General features: G+C 67.8%; 20 protein-coding genes. 10 read left to right on the top strand and 10 right to left on the bottom strand.

Annotated elements, in window-relative coordinates:
- Positions 1-30: 30 nt before the first annotated feature.
- Positions 31-1,359, bottom strand: a complete 1,329-nt coding sequence (locus RH91_RS05785) for a glutamate--tRNA ligase (RefSeq protein WP_010161650.1) — start codon at positions 1,357-1,359, stop codon at positions 31-33.
- A gap of 128 nt (positions 1,360-1,487) precedes the next feature.
- Between RH91_RS05785 and RH91_RS05780 the strand changes: the two genes are divergently transcribed.
- Complete coding sequence (locus tag RH91_RS05780; RefSeq protein WP_010161649.1) at positions 1,488-2,423, top strand: ribose-phosphate pyrophosphokinase; 936 nt, start codon at positions 1,488-1,490, stop codon at positions 2,421-2,423.
- Positions 2,424-2,608: 185 nt separating this feature from the next.
- Here the strand turns inward: RH91_RS05780 and RH91_RS05775 are convergent, their stop codons facing one another.
- Complete coding sequence (locus RH91_RS05775; protein WP_026046327.1) at positions 2,609-3,124, bottom strand: sterol desaturase family protein; 516 nt, start codon at positions 3,122-3,124, stop codon at positions 2,609-2,611.
- 112 nt (positions 3,125-3,236) lie between these two features.
- Between RH91_RS05775 and sucC the strand changes: the two genes are divergently transcribed.
- The 3 genes from sucC to RH91_RS05760 all read left to right on the top strand — a co-directional run bounded on the left by sucC (position 3,237) and on the right by RH91_RS05760 (position 6,330).
- A complete protein-coding gene (gene sucC / locus RH91_RS05770) occupies positions 3,237-4,436 on the top strand; it encodes an ADP-forming succinate--CoA ligase subunit beta (RefSeq protein WP_010161646.1) in 1,200 nt (399 codons plus the stop codon).
- Between the two features lie 221 nt (positions 4,437-4,657).
- Positions 4,658-5,404: an electron transfer flavoprotein subunit beta/FixA family protein gene (locus tag RH91_RS05765; RefSeq protein WP_010161645.1), complete on the top strand. Its 747-nt coding sequence runs from the start codon at positions 4,658-4,660 to the stop codon at positions 5,402-5,404.
- The gene (locus RH91_RS05760) at positions 5,401-6,330 is read left to right on the top strand and encodes an electron transfer flavoprotein subunit alpha/FixB family protein (RefSeq protein ID WP_010161644.1); all 930 of its coding nucleotides are present in this window, start codon (positions 5,401-5,403) and stop codon (positions 6,328-6,330) included. Before RH91_RS05765 ends, RH91_RS05760 begins: the two co-directional genes overlap by 4 nt.
- 288 nt (positions 6,331-6,618) lie before the next feature.
- On the opposite strand, the gene RH91_RS05755 is transcribed toward RH91_RS05760, so the two are convergent.
- From RH91_RS05755 to RH91_RS05730, 6 genes are all read right to left on the bottom strand, one after another.
- Complete coding sequence (locus RH91_RS05755) at positions 6,619-7,845, bottom strand: MFS transporter (protein ID WP_010161643.1); 1,227 nt, start codon at positions 7,843-7,845, stop codon at positions 6,619-6,621.
- Positions 7,845-8,849 carry a histone deacetylase family protein gene (locus RH91_RS05750; protein ID WP_010161642.1) on the bottom strand — a complete coding sequence of 335 codons (1,005 nt, stop codon included), beginning with the start codon at positions 8,847-8,849 and terminating at the stop codon, positions 7,845-7,847. The genes RH91_RS05755 and RH91_RS05750 overlap by 1 nt, the downstream gene beginning before the upstream one ends.
- On the bottom strand, positions 8,842-10,071 hold the full coding sequence (nhaA, locus tag RH91_RS05745) for a Na+/H+ antiporter NhaA (RefSeq protein WP_010161641.1): 1,230 nt from the start codon (positions 10,069-10,071) through the stop codon (positions 8,842-8,844). Before nhaA ends, RH91_RS05750 begins: the two co-directional genes overlap by 8 nt.
- Positions 10,072-10,364: 293 nt before the next feature.
- Positions 10,365-11,186, bottom strand: a complete 822-nt coding sequence (locus tag RH91_RS05740) for a shikimate 5-dehydrogenase (RefSeq protein WP_010161640.1) — start codon at positions 11,184-11,186, stop codon at positions 10,365-10,367.
- Positions 11,187-11,200: 14 nt separating this feature from the next.
- Complete coding sequence (locus tag RH91_RS05735; protein WP_010161639.1) at positions 11,201-12,769, bottom strand: lysine--tRNA ligase; 1,569 nt, start codon at positions 12,767-12,769, stop codon at positions 11,201-11,203.
- A gap of 591 nt (positions 12,770-13,360) precedes the next feature.
- Complete coding sequence (locus RH91_RS05730; RefSeq protein WP_029623640.1) at positions 13,361-15,067, bottom strand: class I adenylate-forming enzyme family protein; 1,707 nt, start codon at positions 15,065-15,067, stop codon at positions 13,361-13,363.
- A gap of 78 nt (positions 15,068-15,145) precedes the next feature.
- Between RH91_RS05730 and lgt the strand changes: the two genes are divergently transcribed.
- From lgt to RH91_RS05700, 6 genes are all read left to right on the top strand, one after another.
- Positions 15,146-16,054 (top strand): prolipoprotein diacylglyceryl transferase, encoded by a 909-nt coding sequence (gene lgt / locus RH91_RS05725; protein ID WP_010161636.1) that lies wholly within the window; start codon positions 15,146-15,148, stop codon positions 16,052-16,054.
- Positions 16,055-16,180: 126 nt separating this feature from the next.
- Entirely contained in the window at positions 16,181-17,245 is a 1,065-nt protein-coding gene (locus RH91_RS05720; RefSeq protein ID WP_010161635.1) for a class I SAM-dependent methyltransferase, read from the top strand.
- Positions 17,242-17,751, top strand: coding sequence for a GNAT family N-acetyltransferase (locus tag RH91_RS05715; RefSeq protein ID WP_010161634.1), 510 nt, complete (start codon positions 17,242-17,244; stop codon positions 17,749-17,751). Before RH91_RS05720 ends, RH91_RS05715 begins: the two co-directional genes overlap by 4 nt.
- Positions 17,748-18,530 carry a peptidoglycan editing factor PgeF gene (gene pgeF, locus RH91_RS05710; RefSeq protein ID WP_029623639.1) on the top strand — a complete coding sequence of 261 codons (783 nt, stop codon included), beginning with the start codon at positions 17,748-17,750 and terminating at the stop codon, positions 18,528-18,530. The genes RH91_RS05715 and pgeF overlap by 4 nt, the downstream gene beginning before the upstream one ends.
- Before the next feature lie 502 nt (positions 18,531-19,032).
- Positions 19,033-20,382 carry a cystathionine gamma-synthase family protein gene (locus tag RH91_RS05705; RefSeq protein WP_010161632.1) on the top strand — a complete coding sequence of 450 codons (1,350 nt, stop codon included), beginning with the start codon at positions 19,033-19,035 and terminating at the stop codon, positions 20,380-20,382.
- Between the two features lie 69 nt (positions 20,383-20,451).
- The gene (locus tag RH91_RS05700; RefSeq protein WP_232283412.1) at positions 20,452-20,850 is read left to right on the top strand and encodes a DUF2147 domain-containing protein; all 399 of its coding nucleotides are present in this window, start codon (positions 20,452-20,454) and stop codon (positions 20,848-20,850) included.
- 163 nt (positions 20,851-21,013) lie between these two features.
- Here the strand turns inward: RH91_RS05700 and RH91_RS05695 are convergent, their stop codons facing one another.
- Together RH91_RS05695 and RH91_RS05690 are read right to left on the bottom strand one after the other, a co-directional pair.
- Entirely contained in the window at positions 21,014-22,558 is a 1,545-nt protein-coding gene (locus RH91_RS05695; protein WP_010161630.1) for an ABC transporter permease/substrate-binding protein, read from the bottom strand.
- Positions 22,555-23,343 carry an ATP-binding cassette domain-containing protein gene (locus RH91_RS05690; RefSeq protein ID WP_010161629.1) on the bottom strand — a complete coding sequence of 263 codons (789 nt, stop codon included), beginning with the start codon at positions 23,341-23,343 and terminating at the stop codon, positions 22,555-22,557. The genes RH91_RS05695 and RH91_RS05690 overlap by 4 nt, the downstream gene beginning before the upstream one ends.
- Positions 23,344-23,565 lie beyond the last annotated feature (222 nt).

The raw sequence follows: 23,565 nt of genomic DNA, 5'->3' as shown, positions 1-23,565 counted from the left end.
CATAACCTTTACGGCGCAAGAGACATTGTCTCATGTCGCAATCAAGCGTTCCCGCGCACGATCCTGTCCGATCAGCGGCAGCAGCGTCTTCATGTCCGGCCCGTGATTCAACCCGGTCAGCGCGCGGCGCAGCGGCAGGAACAGCGCCTTGCCGCTCCGCCCGGTCTCGGCCTTGAGCGCGGCGGTCAGCGCGTGCCACGGGTCGGCATCCCAGGCGATCACGTTGATCATGCGCGCCGCCGACTCGAGGAAATCCGCATCGGCGGGGTCGCGCTCCGCGGTGATCGGGCCCTCGATCACGCGCCACCAGTCGGCGGCTTCCGCGACGGTCGCCAGATTGGGCCGCACCGCCGCCCATTCCGCTTCGCCCATCCCCGCCGGAAGCCGCTCGGCGACATGCGCGAAATCGAGCTGATGGACGATCTTGGCGTTGAGTCCGGCAAGTTCCGCCTCGTCGAACCGCGCGGGCGCGCGGCCGAATCTGGCGAAGTCGAAGCTTTCCACCAGCCCCTGCGTCTCGACCAGCGGCTCGACCGGCAGGCTCGTCCCGATCCGCGCGAGCAACGCGCGCACCGCTTCGGGTTCGATCCCGATCTCGCGGAAATGCGCGACGCCGAGCGAGCCGAGCCGCTTGGACAATTTGCCTTCCGCCCCCGTCAGCAGCGCCTCATGCGCGAAGGCGGGCGCGGTAACGCCCATCGCCGTGAACATCTGCAACTGGAGTGCGGTGTTCGAGACATGGTCCTCGCCACGGACGACATGCGTGATCCCCATCTCGGCATCGTCGATCGCGGAGGGGAGCATGTAGAGCCACGATCCGTCCGCGCGGCGGATCACCGGGTCGCTCATCGTCGCGGCATCGAACTTCTGGGCCCCGCGGATCAGGTCGTCCCATACGATCGGCGTGTCGTGGTCGAGCTTGAAGCGCCAGTGCGGCTGGACGCCCTCGGCCGCGAGCGCCGCGCGATCCGCGTCGCTCAGCGCGAGCGCGGCGCGATCGTAGATCGGCGGCAGCCCGCGCCCCGCCGCGATCTTGCGCTTGAGGTCGAGCTCCTGCGCCGTTTCATAGGCGGGATAGACCCGACCCGCCACGCGCAACGCCTCGAACCGCGCCTCATAGAGCGCGAACCGCGCCGACTGGCGTTCCTCGCCATCGGGCACGAGCCCGAGCCACGCCAGATCCGCGCGGATCGCGTCGACGAAGCGTTCCTCGCTGCGCTCCGCATCGGTATCGTCGATCCGCAACCAGAATTCCCCGCCCTGCGCACGCGCCCACAGCCAGTTGTGGAGCGCGGCGCGGATGTTGCCGACGTGGAGGTGCCCGGTGGGCGACGGGGCGAAACGGGTGTGGACGGTCATCCCTCCGGCCTACGCAGCCCCGCGCGCCGGGGCAAGCGCGCGACGCTTTGTCCCCCGCCCCCTTTCGCGATCCGCCCCGCGCTTCTAAGGGAGTCGCGATTTTGTCACGCAGTAAAGGGCGACCGCACATGAAACTTCTGACCGGGAACGCCAATCTGCCCTTGGCGCGCGACATCTCCGCCTATCTCGAGATTCCGCTGACCCAGGCGAGCGTCCGCCGCTTCGCCGACGAGGAAGTGTTCGTCGAGATCCACGAGAACGTCCGTGGCGAGGATGTCTTCGTGCTCCAGTCGACCGGCTATCCCGCCAACGACAATCTGATGGAATTGCTGATCTGCATCGATGCGCTCAAGCGCGCGTCGGCGAAGCGGATCACCGCGGTGGTGCCGTATTTTGGCTATGCCCGCCAGGACCGGAAGCCCGGCCCGCGCACGCCGATCTCGGCCAAGCTCGTCGCCAACCTCATCACGGTCGCGGGCGCCGACCGCGTGCTTTCGGTCGATCTCCATGCCGGGCAGATCCAGGGGTTCTTCGACATCCCGACCGACAACCTGTTCGCCGCCCCCGTGATGTCGGCGGATATCCTGACGCGCTATGGCGACCGCAACCTGATGGTCGTCTCGCCCGACGTCGGCGGCGTGGTGCGCGCGCGCGCGCTCGCCAAGCGGCTCGACAACGCCCCGCTCGCGATCGTCGACAAGCGGCGCGAGCGCGCGGGCGAGTCCGAGGTGATGAACATCATCGGCGAGGTCGAGGGCCGCTTCTGCATCCTGATCGACGATATCGTCGACTCGGCGGGCACGCTGTGCAACGCCGCCGCCGCGCTGAAGCAGGCGGGTGCCGAGGGGGTCGCGGCTTACGTGACGCACGGCGTGCTGTCGGGCGGCGCGGTCGCGCGAGTCGAGGGGTCGGCGCTCGAGGAACTGGTGATCACCGACTCGATCGGGACGCACGAGGTGATCAAGGACGCCAAGCGCATCCGCAACCTGACGATCGCGCCGCTGCTCGCCGAGGCGATCCGCCGGATCGCGGACGAAAGCTCGGTGTCGTCGCTGTTCGACTGAGGGATTGGGGACCCCGTCCCCACTTCCGTCATGCTGAACTTGTTTCAGCATCCACCGTGCAACAGGCATAGCCCGGACTCGCGGAGGGCTGGATCCTGAAACAAGTTCAGGATGACGGACGGTTTTGCAGAGGTCTTGCCTCCCTGCGGATGCCGGAAGGAGAAAGTGCGCGGCCCCGAAAACGCTCAGTGAATCGGATCGCGCTGCCGCCCCGGTGCCCGCACGCCCGCCCGCTGGCGCCGCTTCAGCTCCGCCTTCAACGCTTCCGGCCGCTGCGCGACGAGGAACCCGAAGCTGACGCTCCCCTCCTTCGTCTCGACCACGTGATGCAGCCGGTGCGCCTGGACGATCCGCTTCATATAGGTGGACTTGGGCAGATAGCGCGTCGGCAGCCGGCGATGCACGATGATGTCGTGAAACCCGAAATAGATCGCGCCATACGCCGCGACCCCGGCCCCGATCCACACACAGCCCGGCCACCAGCCAAGCTGCAACCCGCCGAAGATCAGCAGGAACGAGGGCACCGCAAAGATCGCAGCATACCAGTCGTTGAGCTCGAACGCGCCGGTCCGCGGCGCGTGGTGGCTCGCGTGGAGGAACCAGCCGACCCCGTGCATGATCCAGCGGTGCGCCGCATAGGCGAACGCCTCCATCCCGACGACGGTTACCAGACACAGCGCGAGGCCGAGGATCCACGACATGACCGTCCCATAGGCGACCCGCGCGGCGAAGGCGAGCCTTGCAAGGGGTGGATTCACTGCGCCCGCTGTGCTTAAGGCACAGGCAAACTCGACCCGTGAAAGGCACGAACCCATGAACATCCACGAATATCAGGCCAAGGAACTCCTGGCGAAATTCGGCGTGCCGGTTCCGGCGGGCTTCTCCGCCATGTCGGTCGAGGAAGCGGTTGCAGCCTGCGAGAAGCTCCCCGGGCCGCTCTACGTCGTCAAGGCGCAGATCCATGCGGGCGGCCGCGGCAAGGGCAAGTTCAAGGAACTCGGCCCCGATGCAAAGGGCGGTGTTCGCCTCGCCAAGACCGCTGACGACGTTCGCGCGGCGGCAACCGACATGCTCGGCAACACGCTGGTGACGATCCAGACCGGCGAGCACGGCAAGCAGGTCAACCGCCTGTACGTCACCGACGGCGTCGACATCGCCAAGGAATTCTACCTCGCGCTGCTCGTCAACCGCGCCACCGGCCGCGTGTCGATGGTCGCCTCGACCGAGGGCGGGATGGACATCGAGACCGTCGCGCACGACACGCCCGAGAAGATCCACGCGATCGACATCGATCAGGCGACCGGTTTCCAGCCGCATCACGGCCGCGCCGTCGCCGCCGCGCTCGAGCTCAAGGGCGATCTCGCCAAGCAGGCCGCGAACGTCGCGTCCAAGCTGTATGACGCCTTCATGGGCACCGACGCCGAGCAGATCGAGATCAACCCGCTTGCCGTCACCGAAGACAACAAGCTGATGGTGCTCGACGCCAAGGTCGCCTTCGACGGCAATGCGATGTTCCGTCACAAGGACCTGCTGGAACTGCGCGACGAGACCGAGGAAGATCCCGCCGAGCTCGAGGCGTCGAAGTACGACCTCGCCTACATCAAGCTCGACGGCGACATCGGCTGCATGGTCAACGGCGCCGGCCTCGCGATGGCGACGATGGACATCATCAAATTGAACGGCATGTTCCCGGCCAACTTCCTCGACGTCGGCGGCGGCGCGAACAAGGAGAAGGTCACCGCGGCGTTCAAGATCATCCTGAGCGATCCCGCGGTGAAGGGCATTCTCGTCAACATCTTCGGCGGGATCATGCGCTGCGACATCATCGCCGAGGGCATCGTCGCCGCGGCGAAGGAAGTGAACCTCTCGGTGCCGCTGGTCGTCCGCCTCGAGGGCACCAACGTCGAGAAGGGCAAGGAAATCCTCGCCACCTCGGGTCTCGCGATCGTTCCCGCGAACGACCTTGGCGATGCCGCCAAGAAGATCGTCGCCGAGGTCCAGAAGGCGGCGTAAGCCACCCGCGGTACCGATGAAACGGGGGCTCGGACGGCAACGTCCGGGCCCCTTTTCTGTTCGGCTGCCGAATCGGCACGTTCCGTCCCGCAAATGCCGCTACGGCATCGCGCTTTTTCCATACCGGACTTGCGAAAAGCGCGGAAAATAGCCATCTGACCGCCAGATGCACCGCCTTTACGCGTGGCGGAAAACGTGATCGACCTTGGAAGGGATAGCCGATGAAGGTGCTGGTACCGGTCAAGCGGGTGCTTGATTACAATGTGAAACCCCGCATCAAGGCGGATGGCAGCGGCGTCGACCTCGCCAACGTCAAGATGAGCATGAACCCGTTCGACGAGATCGCGGTCGAGGAAGCGATCCGCTTGAAGGACAAGGGCGTGACGGAAATCGTCGTCGTCTCGATCGGCGAGCAGAAGTCGCAGGAAACGCTCCGCACCGCGCTCGCGATGGGGGCTGACCGCGCCATCCTCGTCGTCAGCGAGGACAAGGTCGAGCCGCTCGGCGTCGCCAAGCTGCTGAAAGCCATCGTCGACGAGGAAAAGCCCGATCTGGTGATCCTCGGCAAGCAGGCGATCGACGACGACAACAACCAGACCGGGCAGATGCTCGCCGGGTTGCTCGGCGTCGGCCAGGCGACGTTCGCGTCGAAGGTCGAGCTCGCCGGCGACAGCGTCACCGTGACGCGCGAAGTCGATGGCGGGTCGGAGACCGAGACGCTCAAGCTCCCCGCGATCATCACGGTCGACCTGCGCCTCAACGAGCCGCGCTATGCGTCGCTCCCCAACATCATGAAGGCCAAGTCCAAGCCGATGGCGAACAAGACGCCCGCCGATTTCGGCGTCGACGTCAGCCCGCGCCTCGCCACGCTCAAGGTGGTCGAACCCGCCAAGCGCTCGGCCGGCGTCAAGGTCGCGGACGTTGATGAACTCGTTGCCAAGCTCAAGACGATGGGAGTTTCCAAGTGAAGACGCTCGTTTGGGTCGAACATGACGGCGCCACCGTCAAGGACGCCACGCTCGCCGTGGTCACCGCCGCATCGCAGCTCGGCGAGGTGCATCTGCTCGTCGCCGGCCAGGGCGTCGACGCGGTCGCCGCCGAAGCCGCCAAGATCGCAGGCGTCGGCAAGGTGCATGTCGCGGACGACGCGGCCTATGCGCATGCACTCGCAGAGAACGTCGCGCCGCTGATCGTCCAGTTGATGGGCGATCACGACGCGTTCCTCGCGCCCGCCACGACCAACGGCAAGAACATCGCGCCGCGCGTCGCCGCGCTGCTCGACGTGATGCAGATCAGCGACATCCTGTCGGTCGAGAGCGAGGACACGTTCACGCGCCCGATCTATGCGGGCAATGCGATCGCGACGGTCCAGTCGAAGGACGCCAAGAAGATCATCACCGTGCGCGGCACCGCCTTCGCCAAGGCGGCGACCGAGGGCGGCACCGGGACGATCGAGGCGGTCGCGACGACCGGCGACCTCGGCGTGTCGACCTATGTCGGCAGCGAGATCGCCAAGTCGGAGCGGCCCGAGCTGACGTCTGCCAAGATCATCGTCTCGGGCGGGCGTGCGCTCGGTTCGGGCGACAAGTTCCACGAACTGATCGATCCGCTCGCCGATAAGCTCGGCGCTGGCGTCGGTGCGAGCCGGGCCGCGGTCGACGCGGGCTATGCGCCGAACGACTATCAGGTCGGCCAGACCGGAAAGATCGTCGCCCCGGAAGTCTATGTCGCAATCGGCATCTCCGGCGCGATCCAGCATCTTGCGGGAATGAAGGACTCGAAGACGATCATCGCGATCAACAAGGACGAGGACGCGCCGATCTTCCAGGTCGCGGACATTGGCCTCGTCGGGGACTTGTTCAAGATCCTGCCGGAGCTGACCGGCAAGCTCTGAGCGTTACACAGTGCTGACGGATCGAACGGGCGGCCAGTTGGTCGCCCGTTTTATTATGGTAACGTAACATTCAGTATTGTCCCCCGCAGAAATACGCGTCATGAACCACCGCGTTGCTCGGGGGGGCAGCGTGTCCGCGTCGACAGGTTCAGCGAATCGTTTGCGCGCCCTGCATGGGGGCCTGCGGTCGCGCCGCGCACCGTTTCGCTGAACCTCGTCACTGCGCGATCCCTTATACCGGCATCATCCCCCCGTTCGTTTCGAGCGAATGGGAAGCAACCGTCGCCATCAGTCGCTCCCGATCGGCTTGACCGGCGTCTCGACCGGTATCGGCAACGGCGCCACCCGCCGCAGCAACAGCGCGATCACCAGCGCGGCGACCCCAAGCATCAGGCAGAACACCGTCACCCCCGGCCAGCCCGCGCGCGTCCAGGCGACGCCCCCCGCCGACCCGAGCACGCTCGACCCGGCATAGTAGAAGAACAGGTACAGCGCCGCCCCCTGTCCACGATTCTCGCGCGCGCGCCGGCCCACCCAGGCGCTTGCGATCGAATGCGCGCCGAAGAAGCCGACCGTCACCGCCGCGATACCCAGGATCACGCTCCACAAGGGCGCGGTCGCGGTCAGCAGGATACCGACGATCAGCAGCACCACCGGGGTCCAGAACACCAGCCGCCGCCCGAGCCGTCCCGACAGCCCGCCAAACCATGCCGAACTCGCCGACCCCAGCAGATACAGCAGGAAGATCGCGCCGACCGCCGCATGGCCAAGACTGTACGGCGGGGCGAGCAGCCGGAACCCCGCATAATTGTAGATCGTGACGAACACGCCCATCAGCAGGAACGCCTCGGCATACAGCAGCGGCAGCGCACGGTCCGCAAACAGCGTCGCGGTCGCGCGCCAGACCGATCCGCGCTTGTGCGTGCGCCGGGTGAAACCCCGCGATTCGGGCGCGAGCCGCCGGAACGCTTCCGCCATCGCCAGCCCCGCCAGCCCGACGATCCCGATTGCCCAGCGCCAGTCCGCGACATCCGCGATCAGGCTGACGCCGAGCCGCCCCGCCATTCCGCCGATCGCGCTCCCCGCGATATAGAGCCCCATCGCCGACCCGACCGACCCCGCGTCGACCTCCTCGGCGACATAGGCCATCGCGACCGCCGGCACGCCCGCGAGCGCAACGCCCGTCGCGAAGCGCAACGCGAGCAGCGTCGTCCAGTCGGGCGCGACCGCGGTGGCGAGGGTGAACAGCCCGGCGAGGAACATCGCCGCGACCATCATCGGGCGGCGTCCCCACCGATCCGACAGCGCGCCGGCGAACAGGATTCCGATCGCGAGCGGCCCGGTCGCCAGCGACACCGCGAGGCTCGCGCCCTCCGCATTCACCCCGAAGCGCTGCGCGAAGATCGGGAGCAGCGGCTGGACCGAATAGAGCAGCGAAAAGGTCGAGAACCCCGCGAACAGCATCGCGAGCGTCAGCCGCCGGTAGCCAGCACTTCCCCTGGCATGCGCCGCCATCAGAAGCCGGACAACAGGCTGACGACGTTCCGGCCCAAGGCGTCGACCGCATAGCCGCCCTCCATCGCGATCACGCTCGGCCAGCCGCACGCCGCGATGTCGCGCGCGAGCACCGCATAATCGTCGGTGGTCAGCTTGAAATGCGCGATCGGGTCGCTCTCCCACGTATCCGCGCCGAAGCTGACGACGAGCAGGTCGGGCGCGAACCGCGCGATCGCCTCGAGCGCCTGGTCCTGCGCGCGACGGAACGGGGCAAGCCCCGCGCCTTGCGGCAGCGGCAGGTTGAGCGTCGCGCCTGCTCCCTCGCCGTCCCCGGTCTCGTCGGCATGGCCCCAGTAGAACGGGTAGTCGCTTACCGGATCGGCGTGGATGCTCGCGTAGAACACGTCGCCGCGATCCCAGAAGATATCCTGCGTGCCGTTGCCGTGGTGATAGTCGATATCGAGGATCGCGACCCGCTGCCGCCCCGCGTCGCGCGCGGCCTGCGCGGCGATCGCGGCGGTGTTGAGGTAGCAATAGCCGCCGTAATAATCCGCGCCCGCATGATGCCCGGGCGGGCGGCACAGCGCGAACGCGGCACGCTCACCCCCAAGCACCGCCTGAGTCGCGGCGAGCGCACTTTGCGCGCTGCCATAGGCCGAGCCCCAGCTTTGCGCGGTCAGCGGGGTCGAGGCGTCGAAGCTGTAGCGCCCGATCTGCCCGTCGACCCGGTCGATCCTGAGCGACCGCCGACCAACCACCGGCCAGACATACCCCATCGCATCCCCCGGCCGCCCCGCCGCCGCCCAGCGCGCAGGCCCCTCGCGCAGGAACGCGAGATAGTCGTCGGTGTGGACCGCCCGGATCGCCGCGTCGCCACGATCCTCCGGCGTCTCCGCGCCGCCGATCGCGGCGAGGATCGTCTCCGCGCGCGATGGCGTCTCGGCATAAGCGGTGAACCCGCCGTTGTGGAGTTCCTGCGCGGGCGCATGCGCCAGCTGGGCAGGCGAGAAGAAGCTACGCATGGGATCCCTTTCGTGTCGTGGGCGCGAACCGCAGCACCAGCCAGCCCGCGACCGCCGCGAGCGTCGATCCGGCGAGCACCCCGATCTTGACCTCGTCCTGCAACGCATCGTTGCCCGGAAACGCCAGTCCCCCGATAAACAGGCTCATCGTGAACCCGATCCCCGCGAGCAGCGCGACACCGTACAGCTGGAGCCACGACATGCCCGCGGGGCGCTTGGCGATCCCGAACCGTTCGGCGAGCGCGACGCCCCCGAAGATCCCCGCCTGCTTGCCGAGGAACAGCCCGCCCGCGATGCCGAGCACCAGCGGGTCCAGCGCGACCGCAGGGGTGAGCCCCGCGAACGAAACCCCGGCATTGGCAAAGGCGAACAGCGGCACGATCCCGAACGCGACCCACGGCGACAGCGCATGTTCGAGCCGGTGGAGCGGCGATTCAGCGGAATCGGGCATGCCGGGCGACTTGGTTACGGGGATCAGCGCAGCCGTCACGACCCCGGCGACGGTCGCATGCACCCCCGAGAGCAGCACCAGCCACCACAGAGCCGCAAACCCGACCAGATATGGCCACACCTGCATCACCCTGCGTTGTTTCAGGACGAGCAGCAGCAGCACCACGCCACCCGCGCCCGCCAGCGCGACCAGATCGATCCCGCTGCTATAGGCGAGCGCGATGATCGCGACCGCGCCGCAATCGTCGACGATCGCGACCGTCGTCAGGAACAGCTTGAGCGCCGGGCTCGCGCGCGGGCCGAGCAGCGCGAGCACCCCGATCGCAAACGCGATGTCGGTCGCGGCGGGGATCGCCCAGCCAGCGCGCAATGGCGGGTTACCCCCCGCGATCGCGAGGAACACCAGCGCGGGGACGATCATCCCCGCCGCCGCCGCAATCACCGGCAACCGCCGCCGCGCAGGCGAAGCAAGTTGCCCGTCGACCAGCTCGCGCTTGATCTCGAGCCCGACGAACAGGAAGAAGACCGCCATCAATCCGTCGTTGATCCACAGATGCACCGTCATCGGCCCGATCGCCGGGGCGAGCACCGGGCCGGTCTCGCGGTGGAGCGTGTGGAAATATGCGTCGGCGAGCGGCGAATTGGCGATGACCAGCGCGAGCGCCGCGGCTGCCATCAACACGATCCCGCTCGTCGCCTCCTGCGCGAGGAAGGTGCGCAACGCGGAGCGGATCTTCCGGACGGCGCGGGGCGGGGTGGGAAAGTGGACCATGCGTCTGGCCTAACGCGTGGGAGACGCGGGGGGAACCGGAAGCGAGCGGCGGGTTTGGGGAAACGTCTTTTCCCGGTCGCCACTTCGGTCGCCCCCGGCCCCAAAAGCTGCCGTCATGCTGAACTTGTTTCAGCATCCACCGCGCAACAGGCATAGTCCGGACTCGTGGAGGGCTGGATCCTGAAACAAGTTCAGGATGACGGACGGTTTTGCAAAACTCTCGTGGAGGCGGGAAGACGGCATGGGGGGCGGTAATCCTCCCCCACTCCCCCGTTCCCCGTTCCTCGCGCCGCCTACCCGTTCGCGCGGGCGAAGGCGGCGGCCTCCGCGACCTGATCCGCCTCGGGCGTCACGCCCGTATACAGCACGAACTGGTCGAGCGCCTGCAGGGTCGCCACCTCCGCGCCCGTGATCACGCGTTTGCCCGCCGCCCGCGCCGCGCGCAGCAGCGGGGTCTCGGGCGGGTATTGCACCACGTCCACCACCACGTCGCTCGCCGCGATCATCGCCTGCGGGAAGGCGAGCGCATCGGCATCGCCCCCGGTCATCCCGAGCGGGGTCACGTTGAGCAGCAGTCCCGCCGCGGCATCGCCCAGTTCCGCCGACCAGCCAAAGCCGTACAGCGCCGCCAGCTCCTGCCCCGCCGCCGCGTTCCGCGCGACGATCGTCCCGTTGCGAAACCCCGCGTCGCGGAGTGCCGCCGCCACCGCCTTCGCCATCCCGCCCGACCCGCGCAACACGAAGCGCGTCGCCGGGTCGATGTCGGCGATCAGCCGCGCGACCGCGGCATAATCGGTATTGTGCCCGATCAGCGTACCCGCATCGTTGACGATCGTGTTGACGCTGTCGATCGCCGCCGCCGACGGGGCAAGCCCGTCGAGCAGCGGGATCACCGCTTCCTTGAACGGCATCGAGACCGCGCAGCCGCGAATATCGAGCGCGCGGATCCCGCGCACCGCGCCTTCCAGGTCGCGCGTCGAGAACGCCTTGTAGACGAAATCCAGCCCCAGCATCTCGTACAGCCGGTTGTGGAAGCGCGTCCCGAAAGTGCCCGGGCGCGCCGCCAGCGACATGCACAGCCGCGTGGTCGGGCCGATCAGCGGTTTGGTCGGCATGGGCAGGTCCTCCGTCAGTCCGCGAGCGCCTCGGCGATCAGCGTGCGGGTGTTGTCGATCCCGTAGAGCGCGATGAAGCTGCCCATCCGCGGCCCTTGCGACGATCCGAGCAACGTCTCGTACAAGGCACCGAACCAGCTGCGCAGCGGATCGAATCCGCCCTCGTTGCCGATCGCATAGACGATGTTCTGCAAGTCGACCGCCGAGGCATCGGCGGGTGCGGCGGCCAGATCGCGATCGAGCCGTTCGAGTGCGGCGACCTCGATCCCCACGGGCTTGCGCCGCTGGAGCGTCGGCGCGACGAAATCGCGGTTGTACGCGAGCGCATGGCCGATCAGCGCGTCGAGCTCGGGCGTGATCTCGCCTTCAACGTAATTGCTGAGATACCCACGCACCTGCTCCGCGGTCGCGCCAGCACCGAGCACGCCCACGAGGTTGAGCAGCAGCCCGAACGTGACCGGCGGGGTCGTCCCCGGCACGTCGCCGTCATGGATGTGATGCACCGGATTGCCGAGCTTCTGCTCGACCGGAAGCGCTGCATATTTGCCGCGGAAGTCGAAATAGTCGTCCACCGCGCGCGGGATGACGCCGACGTGGAGCTGCTTGGCCTTCTTGGGTTCGCGATAGGCGAAGAAGGACAGGCTCTCCTGCGTCCCGTAATCGAGCCATTGCTCGAGCGTCAGGCCATTGCCCTTGGACTTGGAGATCTTCTCGCCCTTTTCGTCGAGGAACATCTCGTAGATCAGCCCCTCGGGCGGGCGCCCGCCGAGCACGCGCGCGATCTTGCCCGACTGGACGCCGCTGTCGATCAGGTCCTTGCCGTACATCTCGTAATCGACGCCCAAGGCGACCCAGCGCATCGCCCAGTCGACCTTCCACTGCAGCTTGGCGTGGCCGCCGAGGATCGATTGCACCAGCACCTCGCCGTCGCTGTCGGTGAAGCGGATCGTCCCCTCCTCGACATTGACGACCTCGACCGGGACCTGGAGCACCACCCCGGTCTTGGGGCTGATCGGCAGGATCGGCGAATAGGTCGCGGCGCGTTCCTTGCGCAGCGTCGGGAGCATCACGCCCATGATCGCGGCATAATTGCGCAACACGCCCTTCAGCGCATCGTCGAACACGCCGGCTTCATATTGCGAGGCGGACGAGATGAATTCGTATTCGAAGCCGAAGCGATCGAGGAAGTCGCGCAGCATCGCATTGTTGTGCGCGGCGAAACTCTCGAACTTCTCGAACGGATCGGGAATGCGGCTGAGCGGCTTGCCGAGATGCTGGGTCAGCATCGCCTGGTTGGGGACGTTGTCGGGCACCTTGCGCAGGCCGTCCATGTCGTCGCTGAACTCGATCAGCCGGGTCGGCGCGTCCGACAGCGTCTGGAACGCGTGGCGCACCATCGTCGTGCGCAGCACTTCGTTGAACGTGCCGATATGCGGCAGGCCCGAGGGGCCGTAGCCGGTCTCGAAGATGATCGGCGCGTTTGCCGGCTTGCCGTCGGGATAGCGCTTGAGGAGCTTGCGCGCCTCCTCATACGGCCAGGCTTTGGACTCTTGGGCGGCGATGCGGAAAGGTGTGTCGGTCATGATGCATCCGCGTTTGCCGCTTTAGGGGGGCAAGCGCAAACGCTATGCTGTTTCAGCCCCCCTCACGCCGTCACCCTGAACTGGTTTCAGGGTCCACCGCGCCACAACGGCTGGCCGAGCCTGCGGAGCGGTGGATGCTGAAACAAGTTCAGCATGACGGTACGTTGGGCGGGTGGAGGAACGGTACCCCCCTCACGCCGTCACCCTGAACTGGTTTTAGGGTCCACCGTGCCACGACGGCTGACCGAGCCTGCGGAGCGGCGGATGCTGAAACAAGTTCAGCATGACGGTACGTTGGGCGGGTGGGGGAACGGTGCCCCCCTCACGCCGTCACCCTGAACGCGTTTCAGGGTCCACCGTGCCACGACGGCGGACCGAGCCTGCGGTGGGGTGGATGCTGAAACAAGTTCAGCATGACGGCAAGTTGGGGGGGTGGGGGAACGGCGCCCCCCCGGCGTCACCCTGAACGCGTTTCAGGGTCCACCGTGCCACACCGGCTGGCCGAGCCTGCGGAGGGGTGGATGCTGAAACAAGTTCAGCATGACGGCGGTGGTGGGACGCCCCGCCGCGCCCAACAACGCCCCCCTCACCTCAAACCGTCTCCCCTGCCCGCTCCGCTTCCACCAGCGCGCGGTACGTCCGGCGCAGCGTCACCTTGTCGATCTTCTCGGTCCCGAGCCGCGGCAGCGGCGCGTCGACGAACCAGATCCGCTGCGGGACCTTGAACGCCGCGACATGCGCGAACAGGAAGGCGGACAGTTCGTCGACGCTCAGGCGTTCGTCCCGGTGGAGCAGCACGACCGCGCCGGGCACCTCGCCATATCGCTCGTCGGGCAAGCCGAACACCGCCGCCTCGGCGACGCCGGGATGCTGGTAGATCGTCGCCTCGACTTCCTGACACGAGATGTTCTCGCCACCGCGGATGATGATGTCCTTCTTGCGGTCGACGATGAACAGATAGCCGTCCGCATCGAGATAGCCGATGTCGCCGGTCAGGAAATAGCGATCCGCGGTAAAGGCGGCGGCGGTCGCATCGGGGCGGCCGTAATATTTGCGGAAATTGCAGATCGAGCGAATCCCGACCTCGCCGCGCTCCCCCTGCGCGACCGGGCGCCCACGATCGTCGAGGATCGCGAGATCGACCAAGGGCGCGGAAGCACGCCCGGTCGAATTGGGCTTGTCGAGGTAATTGTCGCGGAAATTGCCGCAGCCGATCCCGTTGGTCTCGGTCAGGCCATAGCCGAGCAGCGGTTTCGGCCCGCCCATCTCGTCCGCGATCCGGCGGACATGCTCGACCGGGCGCGGCGCGCCGCCCGCCGCGAAATCGGTGACGCTCGACAGGTCGTAGGCGGCGCGATTGGGGTGAGTCAGGATCTCGAAGCTCATCAGCGGCACGCCGACGAAATAGCTGACATGCTCCGCCTGAATCAGCCGCATCGCTTCCTCGGCGTCCCATTTGGGCATGAGGACCAGTTTTCGCCCCATCGCGAAGCTCTGGAGGAATACCGGCACTTCGGCGGTGACGTGGAACAGCGGTACGTTGAGCAACGTCGCGGGCTGGCCGTCGGGCGGGCTGCCGTCCTGCGTCGCGATGCTCAGCATCATCAGCGCCTGCGCGAGATAGTTGTACACCCCCTGCGTCACCGCGCGATGATCGCTGATCGCGCCTTTCGACTGGCCGGTCGAACCCGAGGTGAACAGGATCGTCGCAGGGTCGGTCGGGGCGACGACGGGGAGTGCGACCTCGGACGGATCGAGCCCGGCCAGCGCCTGCTTGAGCGGAAGCGTGTCGTCGATCGTCACGATCGGGACACCGAGCCCGTCGATCGCCGCGATCCGGCGTGCGCGCGGCGGGTCCGCGAAGACGAGGTTGCATTCGACGTCGGTCATCGCCGCGCCGAGTTCCTCCGCCTGCCACCAGCCGTTGAGCAACGTGGCGACCCCGCCCGCGATCACGATTCCCATGTAGAGCACGATCCACGACGGCGAATTGCGCATCGCGATCCCGACGCGGTCGCCCGGCTGTATCCGATACTGCCCGACCAGCGCCTGCGCGACACAGGCCGCGGCGCTGTGGACCTGCGCGAAGGTCAGCCGCTCGTCGCCCGCGACGAGGAAGGTCTTGTCGGCATGTTCGGCGCAATAATGCGCGAAATACGGCGGCAGCGTCTGCGGCACGCCGGTGATGACCGGCAGGTCGCGCCCGTCCACCGACACGCTCCCGAGCGCGAGCGGACCGCCTGGTCCGGTCAGTGCGGCAAGGGTCGCATCCATGCGGCCGTCCAATATGCTCGGCATCTCATCCTCCGTTTCGTCTTGTCGCTTGGTCTTGTCGCCAGTCGCCTTTATGGAGGCGCAAATCCCCGGGGAAAAGCCTTGATCCTGACTGCCGTCCTGCCCCTGCTCGCCGATGCGACGACCGCTGCTGCCGCTCCCGGCGCAGCGGGCCATCTGCGGTTCGAGGACCTGCACCTCAACCCGGTCGCGCTCGACCTCGGCTTCTTCCAGATCAAATGGTATTCGCTCGCCTATATCACCGGGATCCTGGTCGGCTGGTGGTATCTGCTCAAGCTGATCGCGCAGCCCGGCAGCCCGATGGCGCGGCGGCATGTCGATGATCTGGTGTTCTACGCGACGCTCGGGATCATCCTCGGCGGGCGGCTCGGATACGCGATCTTCTATGCGCCCGACATGCTGCTTAGCCCGTGGCGGCTGATCCGGCTGTGGGACGGGGGCATGTCGTTCCACGGCGGGATGATCGGCACGTCGATCGGGATCATCCTGTTCGCGCGCAAGGAGAAGCTCGACTGGCTGCGGATCCACGATTATCTCGCGTGCGCGGTGCCGTTCGGGCTGTTCTTCGGGCGGATCGCGAACTTCATCAACGGCGAGCTGTGGGGCAAGCCCTCCAACGTCGCCTGGGCGATCATCTTCCCGCGCACCGGCAACGACGTGCCCCGCCACCCGAGCCAGTTGTACGAGGCGGGGCTCGAGGGGATCGCGCTGTTCGCGATCCTGTGGTTCGCCTTCTGGCGCACCAAGGCGCGCTATGAGCCGGGGCGGCTCGTCGGGCTGTTCCTGGTCGGCTACGGGCTCGCGCGCTTCACGGTCGAATTCTTCCGCGAACCCGATTCGCAGTTCAGCGGCACCTTCTTCGCGACGACGATCCACATGGGGCAGGTGCTGACGCTGCCGATGATCCTCGGCGGCCTGTATCTGGTCGCGACCGCCAAGGGCCGCCGCCAGCGCGTCGTGCCGATTGCCGGAGATGCGAGCGTCGCCTGACGCCCTCGGAGCGGCGTCATCCCGGCCTTGTGCCGGGGTGACGGGCGGGACTTGGATTGCGGAAGCGACCCAGCCCCCGCCACCACGCTTGCGGACCGCGCCGTCGCGGGGCATTGCGCGCCGACAATGACGGACGACACCCCCTCCCCACCCCCGCCTGCTCCCCTCGCCGACCGCCTCGCGCGCGCGATCACGCTCGCCGGGCCGGTCTCGATCGCGCAGTTCATGGCGGCGGCGAACCAGCATTATTACGCGACCCGCGATCCGCTCGGCACGGGCGGAGACTTCACGACGGCGCCCGAAATCAGCCAGATGTTCGGCGAGCTGATCGGGCTGTGGGCCGCCGACCTGTGGGACCGCGCCGGCCGCCCCGAAGCCGCCTGGGTCGAGCTCGGCCCCGGCCGCGGCACGCTCTCCGCCGATGCGCTGCGCGCAGGGCGAAAGGCAGGGTTCGCGCCGCCGGTGCATTGCGTCGAGACCAGCCCGGTGCTGCGTGCCGCGCAGAAGGAGCGCCTCGCGGCCGCGACCTTCCACGACTCGATCGACACGCTCCCGACCGATCGCCCGCTGGTCGTCGTCGCGAACGAATTCTTCGACGCGCTCCCGATCCGCCAGCTCGTGAAAGGCGAGGCGGGCTGGTTCGAGCGGCTGGTCGCGTGCCAGGACACGCTGTTCCTCCCGATCGCGGGCACGCAGGTGCCCGACGGCGTCATCCCCGAAGCCTTGCGCGACACCGCCAACGGCGCGGTAATCGAAACCTCGCCCGCGAGCGTCGCGATCCTGCGCGCCCTCGCGCAGCGGATCGTCGCGCAGGGCGGCGCGCTGCTGATCGTCGATTACGGCTATAACGGCCCCGCGATCGGCGACACGTTGCAGGCGGTGCGCGGCCACGCCTTCGCCAACCCGTTCGACGCCCCCGGCGAGCAGGACCTGACCGCGCACGTCGACTTCGGCACGCTCGGTGCGGCCGCGCTGGTCGAGGGCGCGCGCGTCGAGGGCCCGGTCGACCAGGGCGCGTTCCTCACCGCGCTCGGCATCGACGCGCGCGCCGCCGCGCTGTCGAAGGCCGCGCCCGACCGCGCGGACGGGATCGCCGCCGACAAGGCCCGCCTGACCGAGGCGATGGGCACGTTATTCCAGGTCCTTGCGGTGTCGGCACCCGGCTGGCCAACACCTGCGGGGTTCGAATGATCCAGTATCGCGACGCACGGACGATCGACGGCCCCGCGCTCGCCGCGATGGCGCGCGAATCGTTCACCGAGACGTTCGGCACGCTCTACGACCCGAAGGATCTCGGCGCGTTCCTCGACGAGGCGTTCGGCCCCAACGGCCTGCCCTCGCAACTGTCCGACCCCGATTTCGCGATCCGGCTCGCGCTCGACGACGGCAAGATCATCGGCTTCGTCAAGATGGGGCCGGTCACCTTCCCCGGCGAATGGCGCCCCGATGCGATCGAGCTGTACCAATTCTACGTGCTCAGCCCGTGGCATGGCAGCGGCGTCGCGCAGGAGATGATGGCGTGGGCGCTCGACCATGCGCGCAGCCACGGCGCGCGCGAGGTGATCCTCAGCGTCTATGTCGACAACCACCGCGCGCACCGGTTCTACGAACGCTATGGCTTCCGCGACATCGGTCGGATCGCGTTTCGCGTCGGCACGACGGTCGACGACGACAATCTGATGCGGCTGGTGCTGTGAGCGGCGTTCCCGTCATTCATGCGCGCACTTTGGAAGGCGTCGCGCACGGCTTCCTCGGGCGCGAGGGCGGCGTTTCGACCGGGGTCCATGCCGGGCTCAACGTCGGACTCGGGTCGGACGACGATGCCGCCGCCATCGCCGAGAATCGCGCACGCGCGACCGACGCGGTGCTGCCGGGCGCGACGCTCGTCACGCTGTATCAGGTCCATTCGGGCGACTGCATCACCGTCGCCGCGCCGTTCGCGGACGGTGAACGCCCCCGCGCCGACGCGCTCGTCACGGATCGCCCCGGCCTCGCGCTCGGCATCCTGACCGCGGATTGCGCGCCCGTCCTGTTCGCGGATGTCGCGGCATGCGTGGTCGGCGCAGCGCACGCCGGGTGGAAGGGCGCGATCGGCGGGGTGACCGATTCGACGATCGCCGCGATGGAAGCGCTCGGTGCGCGCCGCGACCGCATCACCGCGGCGATTGGCCCGTGCATCGCGCGCGCAAGCTACGAGGTCGACGATGCCTTCGCTGAGCGCTTCGAAGCGCACGACCCCGCCAACGAACGCTTCTTCGCGCCCGCCCGCGCGGGGCATCACCAGTTCGACCTCGAATCCTACGTCGTCCACCGCCTCGCCGCCGCCGGCCTTACGCGGATCGCCGCGCTCGGGCTCGATACCTATGCCGACGAGGCGCGCTTCTACAGCTACCGCCGCGCAACGCATCGCGGCGAGCCCGGCTATGGCCGGCAGATCGCGCTGATCGGGTTAGGCGCGGAAACAGACCGCGCCTGAAGGGGCGCGTTTCTCCCTCCGTCCGTTTGGGGCTCAGTCGAGTGACGGTCGAGGTAACGAAGCACAGTCGCCCGCAATCGTCTGTCTCGCTACTGGGCCCCGGCCTGCGCCGGGGAAGCGGAAACGCGGGAAGCCCGGGCTTGCCAGATCTCCTTCCCCAGCGAAGGCCGGGGTCCAGCAGCGAAGGTGGAGGTACCGAAGCGCAGTCGCCCGCAATCGTCTGTCTCGCTACTGGGCCCCGGCCTGCGCCGGGGAAGGGGAAATGTGGCAGGCGCGCGTTGTCCAAAAACTTTCTTCCCCGGCGAAGGCCGGGGCCCAGCAGCGCAGGTGGAGGTACCGAAGCGCAGTCGCCTGCGAGAAATCCGTCACAGTGCAGGTTCTCGACTTTGCCTTAACCGAACGGGTGGCCCGATGGAGGCAACCGCCCGACACGGCATGGTATCAAATGACACTATCCCGCGTTACGGAGGGGCATATCCTTCAGCAAGGCAGGACCTATTTCATGGCGCAGACCCCCACTCCCCCGATCGACGCGACCGGCGCGGACGAAGCCGACCTGACCGGCGTCGCGCCGCGCACCAAGGCCAAGCCCTCGGTCGAGAAAATCGGTGACCGCAAGCTTAAGCCGTCGACGCTGATGATGGGCCACGGCTATGATCCGATGCTGTCGGAAGGTTCGCTCAAGCCCCCGATCTTCGCGACCTCGACCTACGTCTTCCCCAATGCCGCCGCGGGCAAGCGCCACTTCGAGGGCGTCACCGGCAAGCGTCCCGGCGGGTCGCAGGGCCTCGTTTATTCGCGCTTCAACGGCCCCAACCAGGAGATCCTCGAAGATCGTCTCGGCGTATGGGAAGAGGCCGAGGACGCACTCGTCTTCTCGAGCGGCATGTCCGCGATCGCCACGCTGATGCTGTCGATGGTCAAGCCCGGCGACACGATCGTCCATTCGGGCCCGCTCTACGCGGCGACCGAGACGCTGATCGCGCGCATCCTCGGCCGCTTCGGGGTCCAGTGGCTCGATTTCCCGGCGGGCGCGACTCGCGAGGAGATCGACGCGGTGATGACCAAGGCGGCGACCGGCAACGTCGCTTTGATCTACCTCGAAAGCCCCGCCAACCCGACCAACGCGCTGGTCGACATCCAGGCCGTCCGCGCGAGTCGCGACGCGATCTTCACCGGCGAGAACAAGCCGCCGATTGCGATCGACAATACGTTCCTCGGCCCGCTCTGGCTCAAGCCGCTCGAGCATGGCGCGGAGATCGTCGTCTATTCGCTCACCAAATATGCCGGCGGGCATAGCGATCTGGTCGCAGGCGGCGTGCTCGGGTCGAAGGCGCACATCAACACGATCCGGCTGATGCGCAACACGATCGGCACGATCTGCGACCCCAACACCGCTTGGATGCTGATGCGCAGCCTCGAGACGCTCGAACTGCGGATGAGCCGCGCGGGCGAGAATGCGGTCAAGGTCTGCGCCTTCCTGCGCGATCATCCCAAGGTCGAGCGAGTCGGCTATCTCGGCTTCCTCGCCGACACGCCGGGGATGGAGCGCCAGGCAGACATCTACGCGCGGCATTGCAGCGGTGCGGGCTCGACCTTCTCGCTGATCGTCAAGGGCGGCGAGACCGAGGCGTTCGCCTTCCTCGACGCGCTCAAGATCGCCAAGCTCGCGGTCAGCCTCGGCGGCACCGAGACGCTCGCGTCGCACCCGGCGGCGATGACGCATCTGTCGGTGTCGGACGAGCGCAAGCAGGCGCTCGGGATCACCGACAACCTCGTGCGCATCTCGATCGGCGTCGAGGATCCGGACGATCTGATCGCCGACTTCGCGCAGGCACTCGATTCGATCTGACGCGTTCATCCACGGATCAGGCGGGTGCGCATAGGCGCATCCGTCGGTTCTTCGTGGAAGGCGATCAGCATGCGAGCATTTGTAATGGCAGCGGCGGCAGTGGCCGCGCTGCTCCCGGTGGCGGCCACGGCCGCGATCCCCAAGGGGGTCTGGACCAACCCCAGAAAGAGCGTCCGCGTGGTGTTCCAGCCGTGCGGCGACGCAATCTGCGGCAAGGTGATCGCCGCCACGCCGCAGGCCGAGGCGGATGCGCAGCGCGGCGGCGGCGCCCCGCTGGTCGGCGCGATGCTGTTCCAGGATTTCCGCCAGGGCGAATCGGGCCTGTGGAGCGGTTCGGTGCTGGTGCCCGATCTGGGCCAGACCATTTCCGGCACGATCCGGCAGGTGGATGCGAACACCTTGGTCGGCGAAGGCTGCGTGTTCCCCAACATCGGCTGCCGCACGCAGACGTGGACGCGGGTCAAATAAGCGCGCGTCTGCAAGGACCGTCAGTCCCGCGCGGGCGGGTCGCTCGGCAACGGCGGTTCTCCCGCAAACGGTCCTGCGGAAGCCGGAACCCGGAGTCGGGCAAGACAACGCCGTAGGGCGGTCTCACCCCTGGACTCCCGCTTTCGGGGGAGAACAGCGCCCCTCAGCGCATCGGCACGCCGATCTTCCGCCCGAGCCACCGCGCCGCCGCCTCGGGCGACGCCTTGGCATCGTCGCGGTCGACCTGATAGTTCGCCGCACGCATCGCCTCGACCGACACCCGTCCGATCAACGGCTGCACCGCGGCGAGGAACTTCGCGTCGCTCGCATGCGCCTTGCCGACCAGCACGATCGCGTCATACCCCGGGATAGCCCCGCGCGGATCGCTCAGCACGGTGAGATGCTGCGCGGCGATCCGCCCGTCGGACGAAAAGGCCGAGATCACGTCCGCCTGCCCGCTCTCGAGCGCGCGGTACATGAAGGTCGGGTTATACGCGCGGGCGCTGCCGAAGCGGATCGGATAGGCGCGCTGGATCGCCGCCCATTCCGGCCGCTCGAGGAATTCGAGGTCCGCCCCGAACTTCAGCCCCGGCGCCGCACGCACCAGATCGTCGAGCGACACGAGTCCGCGGTCCCGCGCCGCATCCCCCCGCATCGCAAAGGCATAGGCGTTTTCGAACCCAAGCGACCCGAGCACCTTCACCCCGGAGGTCTTCGCGCTCCACGCACCGATCGCCGACACCATCGCCGCGCGCTTCGGCGTGTCGCGGCGCTTCATCTCGTTGGTCCAGATCGTCCCCGCATAATCGACGTAAATGTCGATCGCGCCCGAGCTGACCGCGCCATAGATCACCGCCGAGCCGAGCCCGTCGCGATAGCGGACCTTGTAGCCCGCCTGCTCCAGCCGATCGCCGATCAGCCGCGCGAGGATGTACTGTTCCGAAAAGTTCTTCGCGCCGATCGTGATGACGCTCCCGCCGGTCGGCCACAGTGGTGCCAGCGCGAGCAGGACGCCCGCGATCAGCACGCCCCCCGCCCCCAGCGCGACGCCACGCCGCCGCCGCGCGATCGACCGCTCGATCACCCCGAGCAGCGCATCGACCGCGAGCGCCAGCGCCGCCGCGCTGAAACACCCGGCGAGCACCAGCGCCCAGTTCTGCGTCTGGAGTCCGGCGAAGATCATGTCGCCGAGGCTCGGCTGCCCCACCGTGGTCGACAGCGTCGCCGCGCCGATCGTCCACACCGCCGCGGTCCGGATTCCCGCCATCAGCACGGGTGCGACGAGCGGCGCTTCGACCATCCGCAACTTCTGCCACGACGTCATCCCGACGCCATCCGCCGCCTCGATCACCGCAGGGTCGATCCCCGCGAGCCCGGTGACGCCATTGCGCAGGATCGGCAGCACCGCATACAGCGACAGCGCGAGCAGCGACGGCAGGAACCCCAGCGCGGGGATGCCGCCGCCGACGAGCCCCGACAGGAACAGCAGCAGCGGGTAGAACAACGCGAGCAGCGCGAGACTCGGGATCGTCTGGATCAGGCTCGCGATGCCGAGCGTCCAGCGCGCGACGGCTGGCGACCGCGCCGACCAGATCGCAAGCGGCAGGCTGATCGCGAGCCCGAGGATCAGCGCGGCGGCGGACAGCAGCAGATGCGCCGCGAGCAGATCGGGCACGCGCGTCATCGCCTCGAGGAACGGGCCGGTCATGCCGCTTCGCCCGCCAGCGCGCGCATCCGCTCCGCCTGATCGCGCGGCACCGCGACCAGCGCCTGCGCGACCGGCCCGCCCGCGCCTTCGAGCAACGCGCGCGGCGTTTCGTCCGCGACGATCCCGCCTGCGTCCATCACCAGCACGCGGTCGGCGAGGATCAGCGCCTCCGCCATGTCGTGCGTCACCATGATCGTGGTGAGCCCGAGCCGGTCGTGCAGCGCGCGGATCGCATGCCCCAACTGGTCGCGCGTGACCGGATCGAGCGCGCCGAACGGTTCGTCCATCAACATCAGCCCCGGCGCGGTCGCAAGCGCGCGCGCGACGCCAACCCGCTGGCGCTGCCCGCCCGACAGCGCATCGGGCAACCGCGTGGCGACCGCGCGCGGCAGATCGACCAGATCGAGCAGTTCGCCGACCCGGTCCGCACCGTCGCTGTCCCCGCCCGCCAGCCGCAACCCGATCGCGATGTTCTCGGCGACCGTCATATGTGGGAATAGTCCTATGTTTTGAAACACATAGCCAATCTTTCGGCGCAGCATCGGCGCGGGCTCGTCCGCGACGTTTGCGCGAGCGATGCGTGTGCAACCTTCGCTTGGTTCGATCAGCCGGTTGATCATCTTGAGCAGCGTCGATTTGCCCGACCCCGAACTCCCGACCAGCGCGACGAAGCTGCCGCCCGCGATCTCGACCGAGACCCGATCGACTGCGACGGTCCCGCCGGGATAGCGTTTGGAAACGGCCTCGAACGCGACGGTCGGGCCGGAAGGGGGGGATTGCGCCATCGGGATCCTTGTGCGGGAGGGTCCCGCAGGCGTCAAACGCGGATGCGCGCGTTGCGTTGCCCGCGTGCCGCCCCCGGTCGGGCGCACGCGGCGGGGGGCCGGGGGTTTTTCGCGTGTCGATTCCCGCCCATCCAAACCATGGCGGGCTTGTCGCGAAGGCTCCCGTACCGCAAACCCTCCGTCAAAGCCTGTGCTGCCCGGGGGATGCCGGGACAAGTCGGG

It is taken from the genome of Sphingomonas sp. PAMC 26617 (assembly GCF_000242835.1).
GTDB lineage: Bacteria > Pseudomonadota > Alphaproteobacteria > Sphingomonadales > Sphingomonadaceae > Sphingomonas.
The sequence above is the reverse complement of the archived record's forward strand: the minus strand, read 5'-3'. Positions and strand labels throughout refer to the sequence as shown.

Coding starts and splice junctions, on each gene's coding strand:
- RH91_RS05750 (WP_010161642.1), bottom strand. CDS start 8,849: ATGCGTAGCTTCTTCTCGCCTGCCCAGCTGGCGCATGCGCCCGCGCAG.
- RH91_RS05690 (WP_010161629.1), bottom strand. CDS start 23,343: ATGGCGCAATCCCCCCCTTCCGGCCCGACCGTCGCGTTCGAGGCCGTT.
- RH91_RS05780 (WP_010161649.1), top strand. CDS start 1,488: ATGAAACTTCTGACCGGGAACGCCAATCTGCCCTTGGCGCGCGACATC.
- RH91_RS05755 (WP_010161643.1), bottom strand. CDS start 7,845: ATGGCGGCGCATGCCAGGGGAAGTGCTGGCTACCGGCGGCTGACGCTC.
- RH91_RS05705 (WP_010161632.1), top strand. CDS start 19,033: ATGGCGCAGACCCCCACTCCCCCGATCGACGCGACCGGCGCGGACGAA.
- RH91_RS05785 (WP_010161650.1), bottom strand. CDS start 1,359: ATGACCGTCCACACCCGTTTCGCCCCGTCGCCCACCGGGCACCTCCAC.
- RH91_RS05700 (WP_232283412.1), top strand. CDS start 20,452: ATGCGAGCATTTGTAATGGCAGCGGCGGCAGTGGCCGCGCTGCTCCCG.
- sucC (WP_010161646.1), top strand. CDS start 3,237: ATGAACATCCACGAATATCAGGCCAAGGAACTCCTGGCGAAATTCGGC.
- RH91_RS05730 (WP_029623640.1), bottom strand. CDS start 15,067: ATGCCGAGCATATTGGACGGCCGCATGGATGCGACCCTTGCCGCACTG.
- RH91_RS05765 (WP_010161645.1), top strand. CDS start 4,658: ATGAAGGTGCTGGTACCGGTCAAGCGGGTGCTTGATTACAATGTGAAA.
- RH91_RS05695 (WP_010161630.1), bottom strand. CDS start 22,558: ATGACCGGCCCGTTCCTCGAGGCGATGACGCGCGTGCCCGATCTGCTC.
- RH91_RS05720 (WP_010161635.1), top strand. CDS start 16,181: ATGACGGACGACACCCCCTCCCCACCCCCGCCTGCTCCCCTCGCCGAC.
- RH91_RS05740 (WP_010161640.1), bottom strand. CDS start 11,186: ATGCCGACCAAACCGCTGATCGGCCCGACCACGCGGCTGTGCATGTCG.
- RH91_RS05735 (WP_010161639.1), bottom strand. CDS start 12,769: ATGACCGACACACCTTTCCGCATCGCCGCCCAAGAGTCCAAAGCCTGG.
- RH91_RS05775 (WP_026046327.1), bottom strand. CDS start 3,124: ATGTCGTGGATCCTCGGCCTCGCGCTGTGTCTGGTAACCGTCGTCGGG.
- nhaA (WP_010161641.1), bottom strand. CDS start 10,071: ATGGTCCACTTTCCCACCCCGCCCCGCGCCGTCCGGAAGATCCGCTCC.
- RH91_RS05715 (WP_010161634.1), top strand. CDS start 17,242: ATGATCCAGTATCGCGACGCACGGACGATCGACGGCCCCGCGCTCGCC.